The sequence below is a fragment of the Streptomyces sp. NPDC104202 genome (assembly GCF_055584185.1).
Genome location: NZ_JBVJMN010000071.1, coordinates 1 through 23,819 on the forward strand (window position 1 = coordinate 1; position 23,819 = coordinate 23,819).

The window sequence follows — 23,819 nt, forward strand, 5'->3', positions numbered from 1 at the left end:
CCCCCCCCCCCCCCCCCCCCCCCCCCCCCCCCCCCCCCCCCCCCCCCCCCCCCCCCCCCCCCCCCCCCCCCCCCCCCCCCCCCCCCCCCCCGCCCCGCCCCACAGGGTGATCCGCGTCACACGCACCCCACCCCGTGACCCCCGCCCGACCCCGGACCGCATCCGCGCCCGGGGTCGTCGCACGTCCGGGCCCCGTTCCCACCCCTACCGCCCGGTACGCGCCCCCGCCCGACCCCCACCGCGCCCCCGCCCCCGCCCCACCGGTTTCCGCCCGGGGCTGGCGGTCAGGCAAGATGGGGTGTATCTGCCCACTCACTCTTTGCCGGACGGTTTCTCTTGGCTGAGTACATCTACACGATGCGCAAGGCGCGCAAGGCGCACGGCGACAAGGTCATCCTCGATGACGTGACGCTGAGCTTCCTGCCGGGCGCGAAGATCGGTGTGGTCGGCCCGAACGGTGCCGGTAAGTCCACCGTTCTGAAGATCATGGCGGGCCTGGAGCAGCCGTCGAACGGCGACGCGTTCCTGTCGCCCGGGTTCTCCGTCGGCATCCTGATGCAGGAGCCGAAGCTCGACGAGACGAAGACCGTCCTGGAGAACGTCCAGATGGGCGCCGCCGAGATCATGGGGAAGCTGAAGCGCTTCAACGAGGTCGCGGAGCTCATGGCGACCGACTACTCGGACGCCCTCATGGACGAGATGGGCAAGCTCCAGGAGGACCTGGACCACGCCAACGCCTGGGACCTCGACACCCAGCTGGAGCAGGCCATGGACGCCCTGGGCTGCCCGCCCGGCGACTGGCCGGTCAACAACCTCTCCGGTGGCGAGAAGCGCCGTGTCGCGCTCTGCGCGCTCCTCCTGGAGGCCCCCGACCTGCTGCTCCTCGACGAGCCCACCAACCACCTCGACGCCGAGTCGGTGAACTGGCTGGAGCAGCACCTGGCCCAGTACAAGGGCACCGTCGTGGCCATCACCCACGACCGGTACTTCCTCGACAACGTCGCCGAGTGGATCCTGGAGCTCGACCGCGGTCGCGCCCACCCCTACGAGGGCAACTACTCGACCTACCTGACGAAGAAGTCCGAGCGCCTCAAGGTCGAGGGCCAGAAGGACGCCAAGCGCGCGAAGCGGCTCAAGGAAGAGCTGGAGTGGGTGCGGTCGAACGCCAAGGGGCGCCAGGCCAAGTCCAAGGCCCGTCTCGCCCGCTACGAGGAGATGGCGGCCGAGGCCGACAAGATGCGGAAGCTGGACTTCGAGGAGATCCAGATCCCGCCGGGCCCGCGTCTGGGCTCGATCGTCGTCGAGGTCGAGAACCTCTCCAAGGCGTTCGGCGACAAGGTCCTCATCGACGACCTGTCCTTCACGCTGCCGCGCAACGGCATCGTCGGCGTCATCGGCCCGAACGGCGCCGGCAAGACCACGCTCTTCAAGATGCTCCAGGGTCTGGAGACCCCGGACTCCGGCTCGGTCAAGGTCGGCGAGACCGTCAAGATCTCGTACGTCGACCAGAGCCGCGCCAACATCGACCCGAAGAAGACGCTGTGGGCCGTCGTCTCCGACGAGCTCGACTACATCAACGTCGGCCACGTCGAGATGCCCTCCCGCGCCTACGTCTCCGCGTTCGGCTTCAAGGGCCCGGACCAGCAGAAGCCGGCCGGCGTGCTCTCCGGCGGTGAGCGCAACCGCCTGAACCTCGCGCTCACCCTCAAGCAGGGCGGCAACCTGCTGCTCCTCGACGAGCCGACCAACGACCTCGACGTCGAGACCCTGTCCTCGCTGGAGAACGCCCTGCTGGAGTTCCCGGGCGCGGCCGTGGTCATCTCCCACGACCGCTGGTTCCTGGACCGGGTGGCCACCCACATCCTCGCGTACGAGGGCGAGTCGAAGTGGTTCTGGTTCGAGGGCAACTTCGAGTCCTACGAGAAGAACAAGATCGAGCGCCTCGGTGCGGACGCGGCCCGCCCGCACCGCGCCACGTACAAGAAGCTGACCCGAGGCTGAGCGTGCGTCACATCTACAGCTGTCCCCTGCGCTGGTCGGACATGGATGCCTTCGGGCACGTCAACAACGTCGTCTTCCTGCGGTACCTGGAAGAGGCGCGGATCGACTTCATGTTCCGGCTGGCGCCGGGGGACGGTTCCCCCTCGTTCTCCGGCGGGTCCGTCGTGGCCCGGCACGAGATCGACTACGTGCGGCCGCTGGTCCACCGGCACGAGCCGGTGACCATCGAGTCGTGGGTGACGAAGATAGGCGCGGCGTCGCTGACGATCGCGTACGAGATCAAGGACCCGGACGTCACCTACGTCCGGGCGGCCACGGTCGTCGTCCCCTTCGACCTGGAGGCGCAGCGCCCGCGGCGGATCACCGCCGAGGAGCGCAGCTTCCTGCAGGAGTACGTGGACGACGGGATGACCGCCGCCGCATGACCGTCCTCGCCCCGCTGCACTTCGCCGACGCCAGGGAGGCGGCGGCCCTCGCCGCCTTCCTGACCCGGCTGGTCCGGTACGACCGGGCCGCCGCCGTCCGCCTCCAGGCGGGCGGCGGAGCGCTGGCCGTCTTCGGACGGCCGCCGTCCTTCGAGGTCCTCGCGATCCGCACGGCGCTCCTCGTCGACGCCGTGGACCTCGACGTCACCGTCTCGGCCGGCGAACTCCTCGAAGGCATCGAGGAGTCGTCCGGCAAGGCGGTCGTCCCGGACACGGTGACCGGACCGCCCTGGACGGGCGTCCTGCCGCCGCGCACCGGCTGGCGGCCCGTCGAAGGACTGCCCGGCGGCGCGGAGATGCGGGGCGCGGTCGCCGCGGCCGTCGCCGAGTTCCGGGCACGGGACGCGGAGCTGCCCGAGGAGCGGCGCACCACGGCCGAGCGCGACCGGATCGGCCGGGACATCTGGTCCCGGACCCTCGGCGCCACCGGCCTGCCGCTGCGGGCCGTGCACGCCGCCCAGTCGCTGGGCTTCCTGCCGCCCGCCGCCGCGGGGACGCCCGTGGCGCTCCTCGCGTCGGGTCCGTGGCTCCGGCTGCGCACCCCCTACGGCTCGATCGCCCTGCGCACCTCCCCGGGCTCGCTGATCTCCCTGAGCGTCACGCCGGCCGCGTCCGCCGGATGATCGAGGTCGACGGCCCCCTCACCGGGGACGAGCTCAACGCCCTGTTCCGGGCCGCCTGGCCCGGGCACCGGGACACCGACTTCGGCCCCGTCCTCGCCCGCAGCCTGCTCCGCGTCACCGCCCGCCGGGACGGGCGGCTCGTCGGGTACGTGAACGTCGTCGGCGACGGCGGTGTGCACGCCTTCCTCCTCGACACCACCGTCCACCCGGACGAACGCCGCCGGGGACTGGGCGTCGCCCTCGTCCGGGCCGCGGCCGCGGCGGCCCGCGCGCACGGCGCGCACTGGCTGCACGTGGACCACGAGCCCGGTCTCGCCGCGTTCCACGAGCGCTGCGGCTTCCGGCCCACCGCCGCCGGGCTCATCGACCTGACGGCCTGAGCCGCCCCGGCGTCCCGCCCCGGCCCGCCGGGACGGACCTCCGGGACGTGCCCCTCACCGCTCCCCGCGGCCCTCGCGGGCGATCGCGGCCACCGAGAGCACGGCCGAGAGCGTGAGCAGCGAGGCGGGGACGACCGGGGAGCCGTGGGCCTTGTTCTGCCGTTCGAGCACGGGGTCCATGCGGCGGGCGGGGTCGTAGGCGATGCGGACCGCGCCGCCCGGCTCGGCGATCCGCTCCTCGGCGGAGAACGCGGTGGGGTAGCCGCCCGAGCAGCTCAGCGTGTGGTGGAAGAGGGTCTTGGCGGCCGGCGCTCCCTCGCCGAAGGTGGGGTGGTGGGTCACCCTGACCTTCCCGACGACGACGCAGTCGGCGACCGCGCCGCGGACGGCGTCGTCCCGCGCCTCCACCCAGACCGCCGTCAGGCCCGCCAGGATCAGGACGGCCGCGGCGATGCTCCCGCCCTCGCGGTAGAGCGCGTCGTGCGCCAGGAGCGCGACGGCGGCCAGCGCGAGGCCGCCGCCGACCGCGAGGGCGGTCGGCAGTCCGTACGGGCCGCGCAGGCTCCAGGCGGCCCACCGCCACAGCAGCACTCCGGCGACGGCGGGCACGAGCAGCGCCCCGGCGTACGGCACGGCCTTGCGCATCGGGCACCCCCTGGACGACGTCGGCGGCCGGTTCCGTGGGCGGGGACGCCCGGGGCGGGGGGCCCGGTTGCACCGGGCCGCGCGGAACCGCGTACGGCTCAGTGCCCGGCGTCGTCCGGCCACACCCCGATGTGGTCCTGCTCCAGTTCGAGGGCGACGCGGTGCTCCATGCCGAGGGCGGTGGTGTACTCGGCGGGCAGCTGGAGGCGGCCGGCGCGGTCGAGCATCGCGTACTCCCGGGCGACCAGGGACTCCTGGCCCAGCTCGTCGACCTCGGTGCGGCGCAGGACCTCGGAGGAGGTGCGGCCGTCGCGGATGGCGACGGTGCGGCGGACCTCGGAGGCGACGGCCTGGTCGTGGGTCACGATGACGATGGTGGTGCCCAGCTCCTCGTTGGCGCGGCGGAAGGCCGCGAAGACCTGCTCGCCGGTGGCGGAGTCCAGTTCGCCGGTCGGCTCGTCGGCGAGGAGCACGGCCGGGTTGTTGGCGAGGGCGACCGCGATCGCCACCCGCTGCTGCTGGCCGCCGGACAGCTGGTGCGGGCGCCGGTCCCGGGCCTCGGCGATGCCCAGCATGGACAGGAGCTCCTCGGCCCGCTCGGCCTTCTTCTTCGACCGGCCGCGCAACTGCATCGGCAGGGCCACGTTCTGGGCGGCCGTCAGATAGGGCAGGAGGTTGCGGGCGGTCTGCTGCCAGACGAAGCCGACGACCTCGCGGCGGTAGCGCAGCCGCGCCTTGCCGTCCATCGCGAGCAGGTCGCTGCCCGCGACCCGGGCCGCGCCGGCGGTCGGCACGTCCAGGCCGGCCAGGATGTTCATCAGGGTCGACTTGCCGGAGCCGGAGGCGCCGACGAGGGCCATCAGCTCGCCCTCCTTCACGAGGAGGTCGAGTCCCTGGAGCGCCTGCACCTCCACGCCGTCGGTGGTGAAGATCCGGACGAGCCGGTCGCAGGCGATGAGGGCGTCGTGCCCGTACGAGGGGCGGTCGCGCCGGGCGGTGGCCCGCCGCTCCAGTTCCTCCAGGGTGGTGTCCGAAGCGGCGGTCGAGAGGGTCGTCCCGGTCTGCGTCATCGTGCGTCTCCTGCCCTGAGTTCCTTGATCGAGCCCCTGCGTCCCGCCCACCACGCCTGCCCCGCCGCCGCCAGCCCCGTGAGGAGGACGACGCCCAGCGCGGGCAGGAGCAGGGACCACGGGTCCGCCCGCAGCGGGGCGCTGTCCAGCGGGGCGAAGCCCGGTGCCACCGCGAGCGCCAGCCGGAAGAGGTCGATGCCCGGGGCGAGCAGCGGGACCGTCGCCCAGCCCACGAGGGTGCCGCCGACGGCCGCGAGGAGCGCCTGCGGCAGGGCCTCCAGACCGAGCAGTCGCCGGCCCTGACCGCGGGTCAGGCCCATGGTCCGGAGCCGGGCGAGGAGCCTGGTCCGTTCCGGCGCGCTCTGCATGAGGGAGAGCAGCACCGCCACCATCGCGTAGCCGGCGCCCGCGCCGATCGCGCCGAGGTAGATGCCCTCGGCGCCCGACTGGAGCGGGGAGTCCACGTAGGCGGCCCGCTGTTCGGCGCGCAGGGTCACCGCGAGGGCGCCGCCCGAGCCCTTCACGGCGGCCCGCAGCGCGGCGCCGTCGGGCGTCCCGGTGACGAGGAGCGCGGTGGGCGCCGGGTGGGTGAGGTCGGCGGCGTTGACGAGGAGGAAGTCGGCGTCGGAGAGGGCCGGGGTGGTCGTGCGGACGGCGACCACCTTGACCCGGAACACACCGGCGGCGGACACGATCTCCAGCGGCGCGGAGCCGAGCCGTTCGGCGACCGCCGGGGAGGCGATGGCCGGCAGGACCCGCTCGGTGTCCGCGACGGCGCCGGGGCCGCCCCGCCCGGTGGAGGCCAGGAGCGGGGCCGGGAACGCGCCGAAGCCGGTCCGGTCCGCGAGCCGCGCGTACGAGGCGGGTTCGACGCCGACGAGCGGGGCGCTCATCGGCAGGGCGGTGGTGCCCTGGGAGGACGGCAGCGACACCCCGTACTCGACCTGCACCGGGGCGAGGTCCCGGACGCCCCCCGTGCCGCGGACGGTCTCCGTGAGTCCGGCGGGGAGCGGGGTCCACTCCACGGAGCCGCCGATCCGGGCGTCCGCGCCGGTGGTCAGGAGCGCGGCCCGGTCGCGGGCGGCGGCGACGCCGGAAAGGACGGAGCCGCCGAAGGCCGCCGTGGTGAGCGCGAGGACCAGGGCGAGCAGCGGGAGCGTGCCCGTCGAGGAGGAGCGGCCGGCGCGGGCCAGGGCCAGGGGTCCGACCGCCCCGCGCAGCCGGCGGGCCGGGCGGGCCGCCCAGCGCAGCGGCAGCGGGTAGATCCGTACGAGCAGCATGGCGGCGATCAGGCCGACGAGCACGGGGGCGGCGCTCACCAGGTGGTCGCCGGCGTCGGCGGTGCCGCGCAGCCGCAGCGAGGCGACGGCGCCCACGGCCAGGACGAGGGCGGTGAGTTCGAGGACGGTGCGGCGCCGGGAGGGGCGGGCGGTGAGCAGGTCGTCGCGGCCGCCGTGCAGCCGCGGGGTGCGGTGGACGACGACCGCCCGCAGGGGCAGGACGAGCACCGCGACGAGGGCGACGGCCGCGGCGGCCAGCAGGGACGGCGCGAGCGGGACGCCGCCGGTCGCGTCGCCGGCCGGGCCGCGCACGGTGGCCACCGCGAGGGCGAGCGCGAGCGCCGCGGCCGGCAGGGCGACCGCCGAGGTCTCGCCGAGCAGCCGCAGCCCGATGCCGGTGAGGGAGGCGCCGCGGGAGCGGATCAGGGCCAGCTCGCTGTCCCGGCGGGCGACGAAGAGGCCGCCGGTCATGGCGAGGACGACGGCCGCGACGGCGCCGACGCCGAACACGGCGACGGCCACGACGGGGTCGATCGCGTCGCGCATCGAGCGGTAGGAGTCGACGAGGGCGTCGAGGTCGGTGGTGAGGGCGCCGGTGGGGCCGACGACCCGGCGCATCTTCACCAGGTCGGGTCCGCCGGAGGCGGAGTCGAGGGCGGCCGTGAGCCGGTCGACGTCCCGTCCGGAGAGGTGGTCGGAGGTGGGCACGAACCGGAAGAAGACCTCCGGCTCGCCGGTGGTGGAGAGGATCGCGGGCGCCGACTCGGGCGACAGGAGCAGGGCGCCCTGCCAGTAGTACTTCACCTCGTCGCCGACGATCGGGGCCAGCGCGGGGGTGCGCAGCAGCGGTTCCACGGCCCAGTACGCGGTGGCGGGGCCGCGCGGCGCGACGACGCCGGTGACGGTCACGGCGATCGGTTCGGCGCTGACCCGGCCGGGGACGTGGACCACGGAGCCGGGCCCCAGACGCAGGGCGGCGGCGGTCGCGGCGGTGACGACGGCCTCGGGGCGGCGGGCGGTGCCCGCGGGGAGCCGGCCCTGCCGGAGCGTCGTGTGCCCGGCCAGCTCGGACGGCGAGGAGAGGACGAACTCGGGGGAGATCCCGTCGGGCCGCGGCAGCCAGGGGTCGATGCCCTCCACCCGCTTGACGGTGCGGACGCCGTGCACGGTCTGGCGCGGGTCGGTGCGCAGGGGGTCGGGCAGCAGGCCGCCGACCTGCTCGCGCTGCCGCTGGAGCACCGAGGGGGCCAGGCCCGCCTCGCGCTGGGGCAGGCTCGGCCCCAGACCGGGCGCCTCGGCGGTCAGTTCGAGGACGCTGCTGCGGGGCGCGGCGGCCCGGATGTCGTGGCGCAGCCCCTCCGTCTCGTACGCGTCGACGGCCCGCGGCAGCGCCGCCGCGAGGTACGCGGTGACGAGGACGAGGAGGGCGAGCGAGGCGGCGGCCCAGGGCGCGGTCCGCAGCCGGGTCCGCACCCAGGGCGCCACCGCGCGGGCGGGCTTGTCGGACCGGGACGGGGACATGTCGGGTGCCTTCCTGCGTGCGGCGGGGGTGTCGGTGCCGGCGGGGTCCGTGCCGGGGGAGGACGCGGGGTGCCCGCGGTCCGCGGTGGACATCAGTGGTCCCCCTGGTGGCGCAGGGTCACGACCGGGTCGGTGCGGCGCAGCGCGATCGCGGCGACGATGGCCAGCGGGAGGGTGGCGACCCCGGCGAGGAGCAGGGCGACCTGGCCGAGGGGCAGTTCGACGAGGACGGCGGGGACGGGGCGGGCGGCCTGGCCGGTGAGGACGACGAGCGGGACGACCGCGCGGGCGAGGACGGTGCCGAGCCCGATGCCGACGAGCAGCCCGATGCCGATGAGGACGCCCTGTTCGGCGGCGATGAGCCGGGCGAGCCGGCGGCGCGGGGTGCCGAGGGCCTGGAGGACGCCGAACTCGGCGGAGCGTTCCCGCAGCGCGCCCGCCGAGCCGACCGCGAAGCCGACGGCGGCGAGCGCGGCGGCCGCCGCCGCCACGGCCATGAGGGCGGCGTTGGGACCGGCGCCGAGCGGGTCGCCGAGGAGGTCGGCGGCGGTTTCGTCCCGGACGAGGACCTGGGCGGGGTCGGCGTTGGGGCGGGCGCGCAGGGCCGCGGCGACGTCGTCCGCGCGGCCGGGGGCGACGGTGAGCCACCACTCGGTGGCCGGCACGGTCGCGGTGCGGTCGGATCCGCCGGACAGGAAGCGGTTCACCGAGGCCAGGTCGACGAGGATCGCGCCGCCGTCCTCGGGGGTGGCGACGGGGGCGGTGGCGGAGGCCGCCCGGGCGCCGGGTCCGGTGGTCGGGAGCTCCGCGACGACCCGGGTGACGGCGACGACGACGCGCCGGCCGTCGAGGGCGACCTCGATCCGGTCGCCGGCCTTGGCACCGGTCGCCGTCATGAACGCCTCGGTGGCCACGGCGGGCAGGTACGTCGGCGGCTTGGGGCCCGGGGCGTCGGCCCGCAGCGTGAACTGCTCGGTCTCCCAGGCGCCGGACGCGACGTCGGCGCCGGCCACGACGAAGGAGAGGGAGTACGGGGCCGGCCGGCCGCCGGGTCCCGCGGTGCCCGCGGTGCCGCTCGCGGGTCCGGCGCCTGCGGGGTCGCCGTACTCGGTCTGCTCGAACGCGGAGGTCCAGGAGGCGAGGACCCCGGCGGGGGCGTGGACCCGCTCGGTGCCGTCGGCGCGGACGGCGGTGAAGCGCTCGACGGTGAGGGTCTGCGTGTGCCGGGCGCCGTCGGCGATCTGGCCGGCGACCTCCAGGCCGGTGAGGGTCAGCAGGCCGCCGGAGCCGCGGCTGCCGTCGGTGCCGGGTCCCGCGGTGAGCGTGCCGAGGTCGGCGGTCAGCCGGTGGGGGCGGGAGTCGGACGGCAGCGTGCCCAGGAGCTGGCGGAACGGGATGCCGCTCGGGTCCTCGAAGACGGCGGTGACACGGGTCGCGGGGGTGCCGGCCGGCGCGCCGGTCCGCAGGTCGACGGCGAGCGTCCGGGTGCCGGCGGGCAGCGCGAGACCGGGCCGGGCGACGGCCTTGGGGGCGAGTGGGGCGAGCAGCGAGGGGGCCGGGCCGCCGGCGAGGTCGGGGCGCAGCCGCAGGCCGCCGGCGTTGCGGGTGTCCACGGCCAGGACGGTCGCGGTCTTCCCGGCCGCGTCCATGGTGGCCCGGTACACCGGGGCGACGGCGGTGACGCCGGGGACGGCGCCCAGCCGTTCGGTCTCCGTCGGCTCGCCGGGCCCGGTGCCCAGGACGCGGATGTCGGCGCCGGTGCGGAAGTCGGCCTGGTCGCGCTGCGAGCGTTCCCACGAGCCGCTCTGCCCGATGGCGAGCATGCCCATCGCCACGGCGAGGACGAGGAGGAGGACGGGGCCGGCGCCGCGCAGCGGCCGGCGGCTGAACTGCCAGCCGGCGAGCGCGGCGGTCAGCCCGCGGCCGCCCGCGGCGCGCCGCTCGGCGAGCTTCGCGGCGGGCGGCAGCAGGCGCAGCGTCAGGACGGTTCCGGCGAGCAGCGCGAGGGCGGGCGCGGCGACGAGCACGGGGTCGATGGAGCCGCCGCCGGCCTCGTCGGCGCCGAGGGTGCCGCCCGCGGCGGCGGGCCGCTGGAGCTGCCAGTAGGCCACGCCGGCGATGGCGAGGAGGGCGATGTCGGCTCCGGCGCGCACCGGGCCGGGCAGCGAGGACGACCGGGCCTTGCGCAGCGAGACGGCGGCGTCGTCGCCGGCGGCGAGGGCGGGCGCGACGACGGCGGCCGCGCAGAGCAGGGCCACCGCGGCGGCGACCAGCCAGACCGGGAGCGAGGGGGTGGTGTCGAGGTCGACGCCCAGGGAGGAGAGGGCGGAGCGTTCGGCGAAGAGCCGGGTGAGGGGGCCGGACAGCAGTGGCGCGGCGATCGCCGCGGGGAGGGCGAGGAGGAGCGCCTCGATGGCGGCGAGCCCGGCGATCCGGCGCCGCGAGCCGCCGCGGGCCCGCAGCAGCGCCGTCTCGCCGGAGCGCTCGGTGCTGAGCAGCCGGGCGACCAGCAGCAGCGCGTACGCGGCGAGCAGCACCAGCTGGACGGCGACGATCAGCAGGGTGGAGCGGGAGACCAGCAGGGCGCGCTGCGTCTGCTGGAGGACGGTCGGGAGGGAGGTGGTCGCGGTGATGGTGGTGCCGAACGCGGTGGTGTTCGCGGCCAGTGCCTCCGGCCCTGCGGTCGAGGCGGCGCGCAGGGCGTCGATCCGGTCGGTGGTGAGGGCGCCGAAGTCGGCGGTGCCGAGCCAGGAGGTGTCGCCGGCGCTCAGCGCCCCGGCGCCGAGGACGGCCGGGTCGACGAGCAGCGGGCCGTACGTCGTGAACGCGACGGTCCGCACGCCGCGCCCGCCGGCCTTGTCCAGCTGCCAGTACAGGTCGGCGGTGTCGACGGGCCGGTAGACGCCGGTGATCCGGGTCTTCACCCGGCGGCCGTCGTCGAGCCGGTCGCCGAGGTCGAGGACGGTCCCGGGGGCGACCCGCAGCCGCCGGGCCGCCTCCTCGGGCAGCGCCGACTCGATCACTCCGGCCGTCCGGGCCGGCGCGGGCCAGGCGCCCTTGACGAGGGTGAGCCGGGAGCGGTCGAGCGCGGCGAAGTGCGTCAGGTCGGGGTCGCCCTTGCGGGCCTCGGGGGACTGCAGGCCGCGGGGGAGGGCGTACGGCCCGGAGCGCTCCAGGCGCCGGACGGTCACCGGCAGGCCGTCGAAGGTCCGCCGCATCCCGTCGGTGACGGCGGCGTCGGCGCTCGCCCGCTTCGCCTCGGTCACCTGGCCGGTGACGAGCAGCGAGGCGGCCGCCGCCGACCGGCCGCGGAGGCCGGCCTGGAGCGCCGCGTCGCCGATGGCGCCGGAGAAGGCGGCCAGGGTGGCGAGCACCGAGGTGGTCAGGAGGACGGCGAGCAGGGCGGCGGACAGCAGCAGCCGGTGCGCCCTGACACGCAGAAATACGAACCCCGTCACCCGTCCCCCTGGCCGCCCTGAACACGGTGCGCACGTCGAACACTCGCCGGACGCTTCCGAAACCTTCTCCGGATGCTTTCAGAGTGCACGTGCTGCTGGAAACCGCTTGCAGACCGACCTTGATGCGATTGTGACCGTTATTCGGGGTCCAGTCTCCGGAATCTGTTGTTCCATGCTCGGTCGGCGGTCCGAGCCGGTCAGCCTGGGGTTACGGGAGCGGCGTGAGGGGCCGTCAGCCGGCCGTGTTCACCATCGAGGCGGCGGCGTAGGCGAGGTACCGCCAGAGCTCCTCCTCGTGTGCGGGGGAGAGGCCGAGCGTGTCCACGGCGTCGCGCATGTGGCGCAGCCACGCGTCGTGCGCCGCGCGGTCGACGGTGAACGGGGCGTGGCGCATGCGCAGCCGGGGGTGGCCCCGGTGGTCGCTGTAGGTGCGCGGGCCGCCCCAGTACTGGATCAGGAAGAGGGTGAGCCGCTCCTCGGCCGGGCCGAGGTCCTCCTCGGGGTACATCGGGCGCAGCAGCGGGTCCGCGGCGACGCCCTCGTAGAAGCGGTGGACCAGGCGGCGGAAGGTCTCCTCGCCGCCGACCTGCTCGTAGAAGGTCTGCTCCTGCACTGTTTCCCCGGGAATCTCGTTCACCGTTCCATCGTCTCAGATGACCCGTCCTAGGACCGGAGGCCCAGGACCGCCCCGGGAGCGGTCGCCGGGCCCGCCGGGCGGCGGGAGAGTGGAGGCATGGGTGAGCCGCGGGACGAGTTCGCCGAGGCCGCCGCGCGGGCGCGGAGGGCGCTCGTGCGCGAGGTGGAGGCGGCGGGCGAGCTGGCCGACCCCGCCTGGCACGCGGCCTTCGCCCACGTGCCCCGCCACCGCTTCGTCCCGTACTACTACGTCGCCGGCACCGGCGGCTACGAGCGGCTCTGGGCCGGCGACCCCGACCCCGGGCGCCGGGACCGCTGGCTCCGCGGGGCCTACGAGGACACGGCGATCGCCACCCGGGTCCGCGACGGGGAGCTGGTCTCCTCCGCCAGCCAGCCGTCCCTGATGGCGCTGATGCTCCGGGCCCTGGACGTGCGCGACGGCGACGACGTCCTGGAGGTCGGCGCCGGCACCGGCTACCACGCCGCCCTCCTCTGCCACCGGCTCGGCGACGCGCACGTCACCACCGTCGACCTGGAGGAGGAGATCGCCGAGACGGCCCGGACCCACCTCGCCGCCGCCGGCTACCGGCCGGCGGTCGTCGCCGCCGACGGCGCCCGCGGCTGCCCGGCGCACGCCCCCTACGACCGGATCGTGGCGACCTGCGCCGTGCCCTCGGTGCCGTACCCCTGGCTCGCGCAGAGCAGGCCCGGCGCCCTGGTGCTCGCCCCGCTCTCCACCGGGCTCGTCCTGCTGCGGGTGGACGACCGGACCCACGCGGAGGGCCGCTTCCTGGCGACCTCGGCGTACTTCGTGGCGCTGCGGGGCGTCGCCGCCCGCGCCCCGCGCCACGGACCGGGCGGTGACGAGGGCTTCCGCTTCCTGTGGGGGCTGGCGGGCGAGGTCCTGGACCGGCGCGAAGCGCTCTCGCTCTGGCTGCGCGAGCGGCGGCCGGAGCGGGAGCGCTTCGGGGTGACGGTCAGCGGCGACCGGCAGTGGGCCTGGCTGGACGACCCCGGAGGGCCGTACGCCTGGCCCCTGCCGGCGGCCGCCTGACGTGCTCCGTGCGACCTGCCCCGCCTGACGTGCTCCGTGCGACGTGCTCCGTCAGCCGAGACGGAGGGTGATCGTGGTCCAGGCGCCGACGTGCACCCGGTCGCCGTCCTGGAGCTGGACGGGGACGTAGGGCTGGATCGGCTCCTCGCCGCCGTTGATCGTCGTGCCGTTGGTGGAGTTCTGGTCCACCACCGCCCACGACCCGTCCGGTTGCTGCACGAGCACGGCGTGCTGGTGCGAGACGCCCGGGTCCTCCGGCGACACCGACAGGTCGACGTCGGGGGACTCGCCGGTGGAGTGCCGGCGACGGCCGATGGAGACCTGGTTGCCCTGGAGCGGCAGGTGCTTGTCCGGGGAGTACGCGGGCAGGTTGAGCCCCGAGGCCTCCGGCCCGCTGCGGTGCATCATCGCCATGAAGTACTCGCGGTCCGGCCCGATGACCGCCGTCCACCGCTGCGGCTGCCGCGGCGGCTGGAACTGCTGCGGCGGGCCCTGATGCTGCGGGGGCGCCTGGTGCGGTGGAGGCCCCTGGTGCTGCTGGGGCCCCTGGTGCTGAGGAGGAGCCTGGTGCGGCGGCGGTGCCTGGTGCTGCTGCGGCGGTGCCTGGTGCTGCGGTGCGGGCGGCTGCGGGGCCTGGGGCTGCGCCGGCGGGGACAGGACCCAGTCGTCGTCGGCCCGCGGCTGCGGCGGCGCCGGGGCGGCCGGAGCCTGCGCCGGCGCCTGGAGGTACGCGGGCGGGGCCGGCGGCTGGTGCCCGCCCGGCTGCGGCGCGGGCGGCTGCTGGTGCGGCGGCCGCTGCGGCGGGGCCTGGTGGTGCGTGGGCTCGGCGCCCAGCGGCTCGGCCGGCCGGTTCACCTGCGAGGGCCGCGAGCCCTGGTAGCCGAACGGGTCCGGCTGCGGCGGCGGAGGCGGCGGCGAGGACTGGAAGCCGGGCGGCAGGTTCAGGCCGGGCGGCGGCCCGGGCTGCTGCGCCGGCGGGTTCTGCGGGGCCAGCGGCGTGTACGAGGTGGCCGTGTTCGTGAGGAAGTTCCAGCGGCACTCCTCGCAGAACGGCGCCATGTGCTCACGCGGCGTGCGGCACTGCGGGCAGAGCTCGGCCTGGGCCGTCGCGTTCGGGTCGCCGCCCGGGCCGAAACCGCCGGGGGCCGCGGGGGCGCCGTAGCCGCCGGGCGGGCCGAAGTCGCCGGGGGCGCCGAAGTCGCCGGGCGGCGGGCCCGGCGGGGCCTGGCCGGGACCGGCGGGGCCGGGATATCCGTATGCGGGGGGCGGCGGCGGGGGAGGCGGCGGTACGGCACCCGCAGGCGCGCCCGCCCCGGCCATGCGGTGTCCGCAGACCTCGCACCAGTCGTCGGAGACCGACTGGTGTCCGTTCGGGCAGGTCGGCATGTCGGTGCTTCCCCCTCTCGTCGTCCGGCCCGGTGGCCGGGCTACCTCTTCACGCGAACGGTCTTGGTGGAGCGGGTCTCGAGTGTCATCTCGTCCGCTTCCGCGACCTTCGCCTTCAAACGCACAGTACCGGTCGCCGCGTCGACCACGTCGACCACCTTCGAAAGCAATTTCGCCGTATCCGCGTTGCCGGAGGCCGCCGCGAGCTGCACGGCGCGGCCCAGCTTGGCCGTCGCGCCGTCGTGATCGCCCGATTTGCGGGCATCCAGACCCTGCTGGATGACGTCCGCGAGCTCCGCCTGGCCCGTGTAGTGCGCGACCTGCGGGTTGATCGACGTCGACATCGCGAGGTCGTCCGTCCACACCGCCCGTACCAGCCCTTGGGACAGCGGGCGCGGATCGCCGCCCGCAGGGTCCGGCGCGATCAGCGAGACACGGGCGGCGAGCATCTCCTGCCCGACCACCGCCTGCGGCACCCGCACGCTCACGTGGTAGTCGCGGGACTCGTCGCCCCACGAGCCCGTCGGGTAGTCGCCGGCGCGCGGACCCGCCTCGGTCCGCCGCCCGGTGAGGTCCTCCACGGTCGGCGCCACCTGCTTCACGAAACGGATCTCCACCCCGACCGGAGTCCACAGGCGCAGCGCGACGTCCGCCACGCCCTTGCCCATCGCGGTCTCCATCATCGACGTGAAGTCGGCGGCGAGACCGGCCGGGTCGGCGACGATGTCGGCGGTGCCGAGCAGGGCGGACGCGATCCCGGTCACCTCCTTGACCTCCCAGTCGGTGCCGACCCCGCGCGCGTCGCAGGTGAACCGGCCCGCGCAGGAGTCGAGCGCGGCCCGCAGCTCCTGCGGGGTCTCGTGCTCGTTGCGGCCGTCGGTGAGCAGGACGCCGTGCCGGATGGACAGGTCGGCGGAGGAGAGGAGCCGGTCCGCGAGCCGCAGCCAGGTGCCGATCGCCGTGCCGCCGCCGGCGGAGAGGCGGCGCAGCGCCTCCTTGGCGTCGGCGCGGGTCCGGGCGTCGGCGACGGCGAGGCCGCCGTTCCCCGGGTAGACCTCCTTCGCCAGGTGCGTCCCGGCGACGACGGCGAAGGACGTGCCGTCGCGCAGGGTGTCGATCGCGGCGGCGGTCGCCTCGCGCGCGCCGCGCATCTTAGTGGCCGGGTAGTCCATGGACCCGGAGCAGTCGACCATGAGCACGACCCCGGCGGAGCCGCCGCCGGGCAGCCCGAAGCCGCCGGACCCCGCCACGCCGTTCGTGCCTCCGCCGGTCGAGGTGACCGTGACGATCGCGCTGACGTCCCGGCCTCCCTCCGGCAGGAACTCGTTCTGGTAGACGTCCACCGAGAACTGCGGCACGGTCGACTTGGAGAAGTTCGCCATCTGTTCGGGCTCCTCGGGCAACAACAGGTGTCGGGGAAGGGGATCGGCGCCCGCTCAGGCGGGGCCCGCCCCTTGCGGAATGACGGTGAACGGGACGAGCGCGACCGTGATGTTGTCGTGGCCGCCGCCGTCGAGGGCGTGGCCGACGAGCACCTGCGCGCCGTGCAGCGGGCGGGCCGCCGCGTCCGCGGGGACGACGCGGGCCATGTCCTCGGGTCCCTCCGCGTAGTTCCACAGTCCGTCCGTGCAGACCACCACCACGCCGGAGTGGTCCGGCTTGAACGAGGCGGTGTGCGGCTCCAGTTCGTAGGAGTCGGCACCGAGCCAGCCGGTGATGGCGTGGGCGCGCTCGTCCGCGTACGCTTCGGCCTCGTTCATCAGGCCCGCCGCGACCATCTGGGCGGCCCACGAGTCGTCCTCGGTCAGCCGCACGGACTGGGTGCCGCGGTCGTCCGGCACCCAGTAGGCGCGGCTGTCGCCGACCCAGCCCACGACGAGCAGGCCGTCGGCGACGACGGAGCCGACGATGGTGCACGCCGGGGCGTTCCGGTGGCGGTGCGGGTCGTGGTCCGCCTCGTCCGGCTCGGCGGCCAGGGAGTTGACGGCCTCGGCGGCGGCCACGATCGCCTCGTGCATGGCCTGCTGCGGGTGGGTGCCGCGGGGCAGCGCGGCACACAGCGACGCCTCGGCCGCGGCCGCCGCGGCGGCCGACGCCTCGTCGGGCCGGGTCGCCGAGGAGACCCCGTCGCAGACGATCGCGACGGCGGCGGGGGAGCCGTCGGGAAGGGTCGCCGCCGAGACCGCGAAGGCGTCCTCGTTGCGGTGGTGGCGCAGCCCCCGGTCGCTGACGGCGGCGACGGGGCCGGCCTCCCGCTCCATGTGGTCGCGCTCGCGCGGCTGCGCGTGCCCGCAGTTCTCGCAGTAGCCGTCGGTGTCCACCCGTCCGGCCCGGCAGGCCACGCAGAGCGCGGCCCCCGCCGCGGCGGCGGGTTCCGTGCCCGGGGCGGCCGGTGCGGGAGCCGGCACGGGAGCCGGTTCGGCCCGGACGGCCGTACGGGGATCGGGGGCGGCCAGCTCGAAGTCACCGCCGGATCCGCCGGCGGGCGCGGCTGCCGGGGGCGCGGCGGGCGGCGGCGGCACCGAGGGGGCGGGCGGCGCGGCGGGCGGCGGCACCGGGCCGTCCGTACGGACCTCCATCGTGGGCAGGTCGCGGCCGCCGGAGTCGGTGCCGGGCAGGTCACCGGGGTGCTGGGTCGCGGTCGAGAGCGAACCGGGGTCGCGGGGCGGCGCGTCCGGCCAGGCGACGGGGGTGCCGATCGCGATGGTCGGGCGGTCGGGCCCGGTCTCGGCGGGCACGGCCGACAGGTCGTGGCCGCACGCCCCGCAGAACCGGTCACCCGACTCCAGCGGCTCCCCGCAGCCCGGGCAGTCGGCGCATCCGTGTGACGGCTTCGGCTTCTGGGACATCCTCACACCCACGTCCGGGGACGGAAGCGGTTGGCCCGCTCCACCAGTTCGATCCTCTCGTCGCCCTGCTGGGCGAGCCGGGCCAGCACCCGGTACGAGCGTTCGAGGCCGAAGCGCAGTCCGCGCTCGTCCAGTTCGCTCCCGAGCAGCAGCGCGCCGCCGCCCGGTGCCGCACCGGGACTCCCGGAGAGTACCCAGTCCAGGGCCGTTCCGAGGACCTCCGTCGACAACTGCTCGCGGCGCACCGCGTCCAGACCGAAGCCCTGGAGCGCGGAGACCTGCGCCGCGGCGGCCGTCAGGTCGCCGCCGATCGGGTCGTGCGCCGGGCGCCGCCGCAGCCGCGCCCGCACCGCCGCGACCCGGGCGGCCGTGTAGTGGATCGACGCCTCCGGCACGGACTCCAGGGCGTCGACGGCACCGGTCCGGTCGCCCGCCGCGAGCCGCACCCGGGCCAGCCCGAAGGCCGCGCTGACGAAGCCGGGGTCGGTCGTCCACACCAGGTGGTAGTACTCGGCGGCGTTGTCCAGCTGGCCGAGCACCTCGGCGCAGATCCCCAGGGCGAGCTTGGGCGCGGGCTCGCCGGGAAAGGCGTCGTACACCGCGTCGAAGGCCAGGGCCGCCTGCTCGTGGTCGCCGGTCACCAGGGAGGTGACCCCCCGGTACCAGACGACCCGCCAGTCGTCCGGGTCCCGCTCCTCCACGCCCGCCAGGGTCCGGCCGGCGGACGACAGGTCGCCCAGCTCCAGCTGGGCCCGCAGGGCGCGCAGGCGCAGCTCGGCCGAGGGGGAGGGGACGGCCTGGAGCGCCGCGAGCAGCTCGACGGGCGCGGCGGCCGCGAGACCGGCGAGGAAGCCGGCGTTGGGGTCGGAGGCGTCGACGCGCGGAACGGGCAGCGCGAGCGCGGTGGCCGGCGTGTCGACCGGCGCGAGCACCCCGGCGAGCCCCGCGCCCGGCGCGGACGGCGCCGCGGCCGGCGCGCGCCCCGCCCCGCGGAGCCGGCCGGCCCCCTTGCGGGCGCCGAGCAGCGAGACGTCCTCGGTGAGTTCGGCGAACAGCGCCGTGTCCGTCACCCGCACCTCCGTCCCGAACAAGGTCGACAGGGCCGGCCGGGGGCGGCCCGACTGCAGGGCCACCACCTCGCGCAGCACCCCGGTCAGCTGCTCGGCCATCTCCTGCGCCGAGGAGAACCGCCGCGCCGGATCGGGGTCGGTCGCGCGGACGAGGAAGCGGTAGAAGGACTCGTAGGTCCGGAAGACCTCGATGTGCTCCGGGTCGGGCAGGGCGTCCACGAAGACGTTCGTGTAGCCCTGGAAGTCGAAGGTCATCACCGCGAGCGTGCGCGCCACCGTGTACAGGTCGCTCGCCACCGACGGGCCGACCTCGGCCACCTCCGGCGCCTGGTAGCCGACCGTGCCGTAGATCGCGGACTCGTCGTCGTCCATCCGCCGGACCGCGCCCATGTCGATGAGCTTCAGCTGGTCCTCGGACTGGATGGCGTTGTCGACCTTGAAGTCGCAGTACAGCAGGTTCCGGCTGTGCAGGTGTCCGAGGGCCTCCAGGGCCTCGATCCCGTACGCGCAGGCCTGCTCGACCGGCAGCGGGTCGCGGCGGCCGTCCGGGGTGCGCCGGTCGTTGGCGATCTCCTTGAGGGACTTGCCGCCGACGTACTCCATGACGATGTAGCCGTCCAGGGAGCCGGTGCGCTGGTCGAGGTGCTCGACGAAGTTGTAGATGCGGACGATGTTGGAGTGCTCGATCTCGGCGAGGAAGCGGCGCTCCGAGATCGCCGCGGCCATCGCGTCCTGGTCGCCCGTGTCGAGCAGGCCCTTGAGGACCACCCACCGGTCGGAGACGGCCCGGTCGACCGCGAGGTAGATCCAGCCGAGTCCGCCGTGCGCGAGACAGCCCGCCACCTCGTACTGGCCGTGGACGATGTCCCCCGCCCGCAGCTTGGGCACGAAGGAGTACGGGTGCCCGCACTTGGTGCAGAAGCCCTCCGTGCGGCCCGGCCGGTCACCCCGCGAGCGGCCCACCGGGGCGCCGCAGTCGGAACGGGAGCAGAAACGCTTCCGCTCGGGGACCTCGGCGTTCTCCATCACCGCGCCCCGCGGATCGGGCCGCGGCACCTCCGGGATGGCCACCAGCCCCGCCCCCAGCCGGTTCCGCGCGGACTGCCCGGTCGACGAACCGGAGCTGCGCACCGACACCGAACGGGCGGTGGACGCGCCGGACGCCCCGGACAGGGCGCGCGACAGCCGGCCGGAGACCGACCTGCGGGAGGTGGAGGAGCGCGACGAGGCCCGCGACGAGGCACGCGAACCGCGCGACGAGGCCGAGTCCGCCCCTCCGACCGGGCCCGCCCCCCGCCCGGGCACGGCCATCCCGGTCGGCGTCGACGCGATCATCCCGCCGGGCGCCACGACCGGCGCGAGCCCGCAGGTGTCGCAGTACAGCTCGCCGCCCCCCATGTCCTCGTACGAACCCTCGCACGAGGGACGCTGACAGCTCCCCACGCCCGTCTCCCCGCTCACCACTGTCGTCCTCCCGCGTCTCTCGGGCCGGACAGTACGTCCGCCGCCGCCTGCTGGTAGCGCAGGACGGCCTGTTCCGCGACCCGCAGGTCGCACGGCGCGCTCCACAGCATCCTGCGGGCCGCGTCGTACCGCTCCACGAGCAGCGGGTCCTCCGCCGCGCCGAGCCGGGCCACCTTCGCCTTGTACGCGTCGAGGCGGCCGCGCAGCTCGGCGCGGACCGCGAGCGGCGCCGTGACCGCGGTCAGCGACTCGCGGGCCCGCAGCAGTTCGTCCTCCGCCTCCCGCTCCAGGGAGTCCAGGAGCGGGGAGAGCCGGTGCCACTGCGCGTGCCGGCGGTACTCGGCGGCGGTCGCCAGGCGCTCCTGGAGCGCCGTCGGCGGCCCGCTGACCGCCGGCACCTCCGACGCGGCGATCTTCGCGAGGACCTCGCCGCGCGCGGACCGCGCCTCGGCGAGCGTCCGGTCGGCCCGCGACAGCACGTCCCGCAGCCGCAGCAGCCGGTCCTCGGAGTCCTGCCGCACCGCGAGGACGGCCTCGATCTCGCGCCGGACGTCCTCCAGGGCCAGCGCCGCCCGGTCGTACCGCCCGGTGTCGGGACGGCCGCCGCCGGGCGCCGAACTCCCCGCCGCCGGACGCCAGAAGGCCAGCGGATCGGTCACCACCTGGGACCGCAGCGCGGTCAGCTCGGCCGTGATCGCCTCCAGCTCGTCCCCCGCGGGGTGCTCGCCCGGCCGGACGCCCACCGAGTGCGCGAGCGAGCGCGTCCGGCCCAGTTCGGCGGCGAGCAGGTCTATCCGGGCGGGCAGCGCCGACCACACCGCGTCGGCCGTGACGACCAGGTCGAGCGAGGAGGCGTACAGCTCGTTCATCCGGTGGACCAGCCGCTCCAGGCTGAAGCGCTCGGTCAGCAGCGCCTGCTCGCCGGCGCCGCCGGCCACGAGCACGCTCTCGCCGCGCAGCCGGTCCGTCAGCTCCACCAGCTCCTCGCGGGCCGGCCAGCGGCGCCGCGCGCGCACCTCACGCGCCTCCCGCAGGGCGCCGGTGTACACGTCGAAACAGGTCCAGAGCAGGGTGATGGTCCGCTCCGCGGCCGCCCAGCGGTCCCGGGTGGTGCCGGTCAGCTCGGCGCCTTCGAGCAGTCTGCGGCCCGCGTGGTCCTGGAGCGCGAGGAGCGAGTCCTCGATCGCCTTGTGCTCCGCGCCGAGCCGCGCCAGCGCACGGTCCACCTCGTCCCGGTCCATCACCGGCCCGGGGGGTCCCGTGACGCCCATCGGTCACCTCTTCCGCTTCGTGTGCAGGATTACTCGTACGGGGCGTGCGCAGGGCTGCTCGGCCACGTCACTTGTACCTGGGGGCGGGAGGGCCGGTTATCCCCGGCAGGTCCTTCTCCAGCCACTCCTTGTACGCGGCCTGCCAGGGGCCCTGCCGGTAGCCCACCAGGACCTGGTTGACCCGGCGGACCAGGTCGTCGTTGCCGAGCTTGGCCGCGACGCCGTAGTACTCCCGCGTGAAGGGCCGGCCCTTCAGTTCGACCGCCGGGTCCTGGGCGGCCTGTCCGGCCGCGAGGGCGTTGTCGGTGACGACCGCGTCGACCTCGCCCATCTGGAGCCGGGCCAGGCAGTCCAGCTGGTTGGGCACGGTCAGCAGGTCCCGGTCGTCCTTCGTGCCGTCGCCCTCGTCCTTGAAGACCGCGCCGAAGGAGTTCTCCACCAGCGCGTCGTAGGCCGTCGAGCCCTCGGCGGTGCAGATCCGCTTGCCGCGCAGCGAGGAGTCGTAACCGGTGATGTCCGTGGCGAGCTTGGGCGCGAGGACCTGCTGGCCGGCCTGGAAGTACGCGGTGGAGAAGGCGACCTGCTCGATCCGCTTGCAGTTGATCGTCATCGTGCGCACGACGAGGTCGACCTTGCCGCCGTCCAGGGCCGCGATCCTCTGGTTGGTCGGGATCGCGCGGAAGATGATCGCGTTCTCGTCGCCGAGGACGTCCTTCGCGATGGCCCGGGCGAGCGTGATGTCGAAGCCCTCCAGGACGCCCTTCTCCGGGTTCCGGTAACCCCAGCGGTAGCTGGACTGGTCGACGCCGACGATCAGCTTCCCGCGGTCCTTGATCGCCCGGATCGAGGGGCCGTCCGCCGACGAGGGCGTCAGAGAGGCCTCGGGGTGCTCGCAGGTGTCCGCCTTGACGTGGACGCCGGTGCCCACTCCGGGGCCGGGCGTCCAGGGGGTGGGCGCCGCGCCGGCGCCGTCGTGGGCCAGCGGGAGCAGGGTGAGCGAGGCGGTGAGCCCGCAGGCCACGGCCATGGCCGCCACCCCGCCCCAGCCGCGCAGCCGCCGGGCCGTCCGCCGCACCAGCGGGTCAAGGCCGTTCGGCATCCCGCCCCCTCTCACCGGTACTCCGACAGTCTGCGGTTGATGCCGAGCACGGCGCCCGCGGCGCCGAGGATGCCGAGCGCCGCCGCGCCGAGCGGCAGCGCCGTCAGCGCGTCCCTGGCGTCCCCGGCGGAGCGGGTGAACTCGTTCTGCTCGTGGGCGAGCGCGCGCTCCAGGGCGGCGTCGACCTGGTCGAAGGACTGGCCCGTGGAGCGGTCGGATCCGACGATCCGGCCGAGGGCGCCCTCGTAGTCGCCGGCCTCGTCCTTGGCGCGGGCGTCCTTGTGGCGCTGCTGCCACTCGCCGGTGCGGGTGGCGGACTCGTCGACCGGGCCGCGTCCCGCGTCGTCGTCGGCGAGCTCCCGCGCGCGGGCGAGCGCGTCCGTCAGGGCGGTCATGCTCGCCGTGTAGTCCGCCTCGTACTTGTCGCCCTTGCCGTCCTCGGTGAGGACGGCACCGCGGGCGACCAGGGTCAGGTTCTCGTTGGCGCGGGCGGTCAGCGAGCTGATCCGGGCGGTGTTGAGGACCTGGAGGGACTCCTGTCCGTGCGCGCGTGCGGTGTCGAGACCGGACCGCGCGACGGTGTGCCCGGCGACGAGCCAGAGCAGGACGACGACGGTGGCCGCGGTGGCGGCCAGCAGCCCGTGGTTGAAGACGCGGTTCGTCCGGGCGTAGGTGCGGCGCTGGGCCCAGGCCAGGGCGGCCAGGGCGACCAGGCCGAGCGCGAGCGACAGGAACGGCCAGGTGCGGGCCGCGTCGTCGTCGCGGTGCAGCCGCTCGGACTCCGCCGCGTAGAGCCGCTCGGCTGCGGGCAGCAGCGCGGAGGTCATCTGCTGGTTCGCGTACCGCAGATAGGCGCCGCCGAGGGGGAGGCCCTGCCGGTTGGCGGCCCGGGCGCGCTCGATCAGACCCGTGTAGCGGGGCAGTTGTTCGTTGAGGGCGGCGATCTCGTGGGCGGACGGGGAGGAACCGTCCGTGTTCGCCGCGGCCTTGACCAGCAGCCGGGAGGCGGTGGTGATGTCCCGGTCGTACCGCGCGCGGGACGCGGCGGGCTCCAAAGTGCCGGCCAGGAAGCCGCCGGCGGCGGTGGAGTCGGCGTCGGCGAGGGAGCGGTAGATCGCGGCGGCGTCGGCGCTCAGGGGCTGGCTGCGGCTGACCACGTCGTCGGCGGCGGAGGCCCGGTCGGACACCTCCAGGGCGCTGACCGCCCCGAACGCCACGACGAGCAGCGCCAGGACGGCGCCGAGGATCTGCAGCCGGCCGGGCTCCGTCGTCGCGGCCACCCGCAGCCGCTCGCGGCCCACGGCCCAGGCGCCGCGCCCCGCGGGCGGGGGCGTGACGGACACCGGCGACGGCTGCGCGGGCACGGTTCCCGGGCGCGCGGGCGCCTGCGCCGTGCCCTGCGCCGCCGGGGCGGCGGGCGCGTTCGGCGGGTGTGTCACTTGACCTCCCCCTCGGTCGCTGACGTCGGCCGGCCCCTCCGGCGACCCGGCGGAGACCGGTGCCGGTGGACGACCACCCGGCCAGCAG

The 23,819-nt window shown here is 75.7% G+C and carries 18 protein-coding genes; 6 read left to right on the top strand and 12 right to left on the bottom strand.

Annotation, left to right across the window (positions count from 1 at the left end):
• Positions 1-336 precede the first annotated feature (336 nt).
• From ettA to ACZ60W_RS32270, 4 genes are read left to right on the top strand one after another with little or no spacing between them, the layout of a single operon-like run.
• Positions 337-2,001: an energy-dependent translational throttle protein EttA gene (ettA, locus tag ACZ60W_RS32255; protein ID WP_402461254.1), complete on the top strand. Its 1,665-nt coding sequence runs from the start codon at positions 337-339 to the stop codon at positions 1,999-2,001.
• A gap of 2 nt (positions 2,002-2,003) precedes the next feature.
• Entirely contained in the window at positions 2,004-2,426 is a 423-nt protein-coding gene (locus tag ACZ60W_RS32260; protein WP_469758945.1) for an acyl-CoA thioesterase, read from the top strand.
• The gene (locus ACZ60W_RS32265) at positions 2,423-3,109 is read left to right on the top strand and encodes a DUF8010 domain-containing protein (protein WP_469758946.1); all 687 of its coding nucleotides are present in this window, start codon (positions 2,423-2,425) and stop codon (positions 3,107-3,109) included. The genes ACZ60W_RS32260 and ACZ60W_RS32265 overlap by 4 nt, the downstream gene beginning before the upstream one ends.
• The gene (locus tag ACZ60W_RS32270) at positions 3,106-3,489 is read left to right on the top strand and encodes a GNAT family N-acetyltransferase (protein WP_469758947.1); all 384 of its coding nucleotides are present in this window, start codon (positions 3,106-3,108) and stop codon (positions 3,487-3,489) included. Before ACZ60W_RS32265 ends, ACZ60W_RS32270 begins: the two co-directional genes overlap by 4 nt.
• Positions 3,490-3,543: 54 nt before the next feature.
• Here the strand turns inward: ACZ60W_RS32270 and ACZ60W_RS32275 are convergent, their stop codons facing one another.
• The 5 genes from ACZ60W_RS32275 to ACZ60W_RS32295 form a co-directional block, all read right to left on the bottom strand.
• Positions 3,544-4,134 (bottom strand): hypothetical protein, encoded by a 591-nt coding sequence (locus ACZ60W_RS32275; RefSeq protein WP_469758948.1) that lies wholly within the window; start codon positions 4,132-4,134, stop codon positions 3,544-3,546.
• 98 nt (positions 4,135-4,232) lie between these two features.
• Positions 4,233-5,204 carry an ABC transporter ATP-binding protein gene (locus ACZ60W_RS32280; protein ID WP_469758949.1) on the bottom strand — a complete coding sequence of 324 codons (972 nt, stop codon included), beginning with the start codon at positions 5,202-5,204 and terminating at the stop codon, positions 4,233-4,235.
• Positions 5,201-8,005, bottom strand: coding sequence for an FtsX-like permease family protein (locus ACZ60W_RS32285; protein ID WP_469758969.1), 2,805 nt, complete (start codon positions 8,003-8,005; stop codon positions 5,201-5,203). The genes ACZ60W_RS32280 and ACZ60W_RS32285 overlap by 4 nt, the downstream gene beginning before the upstream one ends.
• A 92-nt stretch (positions 8,006-8,097) precedes the next feature.
• A complete protein-coding gene (locus tag ACZ60W_RS32290; RefSeq protein WP_469758950.1) occupies positions 8,098-11,463 on the bottom strand; it encodes an ABC transporter permease in 3,366 nt (1,121 codons plus the stop codon).
• Between the two features lie 232 nt (positions 11,464-11,695).
• Positions 11,696-12,100, bottom strand: a complete 405-nt coding sequence (locus ACZ60W_RS32295; RefSeq protein ID WP_469758951.1) for a globin — start codon at positions 12,098-12,100, stop codon at positions 11,696-11,698.
• Positions 12,101-12,196: 96 nt separating this feature from the next.
• Here ACZ60W_RS32295 and ACZ60W_RS32300 point away from each other — a divergent pair, with 96 nt between their 5' ends.
• Positions 12,197-13,153, top strand: a complete 957-nt coding sequence (locus tag ACZ60W_RS32300) for a methyltransferase domain-containing protein (protein ID WP_469758952.1) — start codon at positions 12,197-12,199, stop codon at positions 13,151-13,153.
• 51 nt (positions 13,154-13,204) lie between these two features.
• Here ACZ60W_RS32300 and ACZ60W_RS32305 read toward each other — a convergent pair whose 3' ends face one another.
• Genes ACZ60W_RS32305 through ACZ60W_RS32320 form a run of 4 tightly spaced genes read right to left on the bottom strand, consistent with a single transcriptional unit; the run spans position 13,205 to position 19,529 of the window.
• The gene (locus tag ACZ60W_RS32305) at positions 13,205-14,539 is read right to left on the bottom strand and encodes an FHA domain-containing protein (protein ID WP_469758953.1); all 1,335 of its coding nucleotides are present in this window, start codon (positions 14,537-14,539) and stop codon (positions 13,205-13,207) included.
• Positions 14,540-14,580: 41 nt separating this feature from the next.
• The gene (locus ACZ60W_RS32310; protein WP_469758954.1) at positions 14,581-15,921 is read right to left on the bottom strand and encodes a vWA domain-containing protein; all 1,341 of its coding nucleotides are present in this window, start codon (positions 15,919-15,921) and stop codon (positions 14,581-14,583) included.
• Between the two features lie 54 nt (positions 15,922-15,975).
• Entirely contained in the window at positions 15,976-17,388 is a 1,413-nt protein-coding gene (locus ACZ60W_RS32315) for a PP2C family serine/threonine-protein phosphatase (protein ID WP_469758955.1), read from the bottom strand.
• Between the two features lie 2 nt (positions 17,389-17,390).
• On the bottom strand, positions 17,391-19,529 hold the full coding sequence (locus ACZ60W_RS32320) for a serine/threonine-protein kinase (RefSeq protein WP_469758956.1): 2,139 nt from the start codon (positions 19,527-19,529) through the stop codon (positions 17,391-17,393).
• Between ACZ60W_RS32320 and ACZ60W_RS32325 the strand changes: the two genes are divergently transcribed.
• Entirely contained in the window at positions 19,522-19,890 is a 369-nt protein-coding gene (locus ACZ60W_RS32325) for a hypothetical protein (RefSeq protein ID WP_469758957.1), read from the top strand. The two genes, ACZ60W_RS32320 and ACZ60W_RS32325, sit on opposite strands and share 8 nt — an antisense overlap.
• A 25-nt stretch (positions 19,891-19,915) precedes the next feature.
• Here the strand turns inward: ACZ60W_RS32325 and ACZ60W_RS32330 are convergent, their stop codons facing one another.
• The 3 genes from ACZ60W_RS32330 to ACZ60W_RS32340 form a co-directional block, all read right to left on the bottom strand.
• Positions 19,916-21,193, bottom strand: coding sequence for a hypothetical protein (locus ACZ60W_RS32330; protein ID WP_469758958.1), 1,278 nt, complete (start codon positions 21,191-21,193; stop codon positions 19,916-19,918).
• 67 nt (positions 21,194-21,260) lie between these two features.
• Positions 21,261-22,292 carry a glutamate ABC transporter substrate-binding protein gene (locus ACZ60W_RS32335; protein ID WP_469758959.1) on the bottom strand — a complete coding sequence of 344 codons (1,032 nt, stop codon included), beginning with the start codon at positions 22,290-22,292 and terminating at the stop codon, positions 21,261-21,263.
• An 11-nt stretch (positions 22,293-22,303) separates the two neighbouring features.
• Positions 22,304-23,731: a hypothetical protein gene (locus ACZ60W_RS32340; protein WP_469758960.1), complete on the bottom strand. Its 1,428-nt coding sequence runs from the start codon at positions 23,729-23,731 to the stop codon at positions 22,304-22,306.
• Positions 23,732-23,819 lie beyond the last annotated feature (88 nt).

What these genes read in the sequence shown, in the direction of transcription:
- ACZ60W_RS32265 (WP_469758946.1), top strand. Translation starts at nt 2,423, where the DNA reads ATGACCGTCCTCGCCCCGCTGCACTTCGCCGACGCCAGGGAGGCGGCG.
- ACZ60W_RS32270 (WP_469758947.1), top strand. Translation starts at nt 3,106, where the DNA reads ATGATCGAGGTCGACGGCCCCCTCACCGGGGACGAGCTCAACGCCCTG.
- ACZ60W_RS32275 (WP_469758948.1), bottom strand. Translation starts at nt 4,134, where the DNA reads ATGCGCAAGGCCGTGCCGTACGCCGGGGCGCTGCTCGTGCCCGCCGTC.
- ACZ60W_RS32280 (WP_469758949.1), bottom strand. Translation starts at nt 5,204, where the DNA reads ATGACGCAGACCGGGACGACCCTCTCGACCGCCGCTTCGGACACCACC.
- ACZ60W_RS32285 (WP_469758969.1), bottom strand. Translation starts at nt 8,005, where the DNA reads ATGTCCCCGTCCCGGTCCGACAAGCCCGCCCGCGCGGTGGCGCCCTGG.
- ACZ60W_RS32300 (WP_469758952.1), top strand. Translation starts at nt 12,197, where the DNA reads ATGGGTGAGCCGCGGGACGAGTTCGCCGAGGCCGCCGCGCGGGCGCGG.
- ACZ60W_RS32305 (WP_469758953.1), bottom strand. Translation starts at nt 14,539, where the DNA reads ATGCCGACCTGCCCGAACGGACACCAGTCGGTCTCCGACGACTGGTGC.
- ACZ60W_RS32310 (WP_469758954.1), bottom strand. Translation starts at nt 15,921, where the DNA reads ATGGCGAACTTCTCCAAGTCGACCGTGCCGCAGTTCTCGGTGGACGTC.
- ACZ60W_RS32315 (WP_469758955.1), bottom strand. Translation starts at nt 17,388, where the DNA reads ATGTCCCAGAAGCCGAAGCCGTCACACGGATGCGCCGACTGCCCGGGC.
- ACZ60W_RS32325 (WP_469758957.1), top strand. Translation starts at nt 19,522, where the DNA reads ATGGCCACCAGCCCCGCCCCCAGCCGGTTCCGCGCGGACTGCCCGGTC.
- ACZ60W_RS32330 (WP_469758958.1), bottom strand. Translation starts at nt 21,193, where the DNA reads ATGGGCGTCACGGGACCCCCCGGGCCGGTGATGGACCGGGACGAGGTG.
- ACZ60W_RS32335 (WP_469758959.1), bottom strand. Translation starts at nt 22,292, where the DNA reads ATGCCGAACGGCCTTGACCCGCTGGTGCGGCGGACGGCCCGGCGGCTG.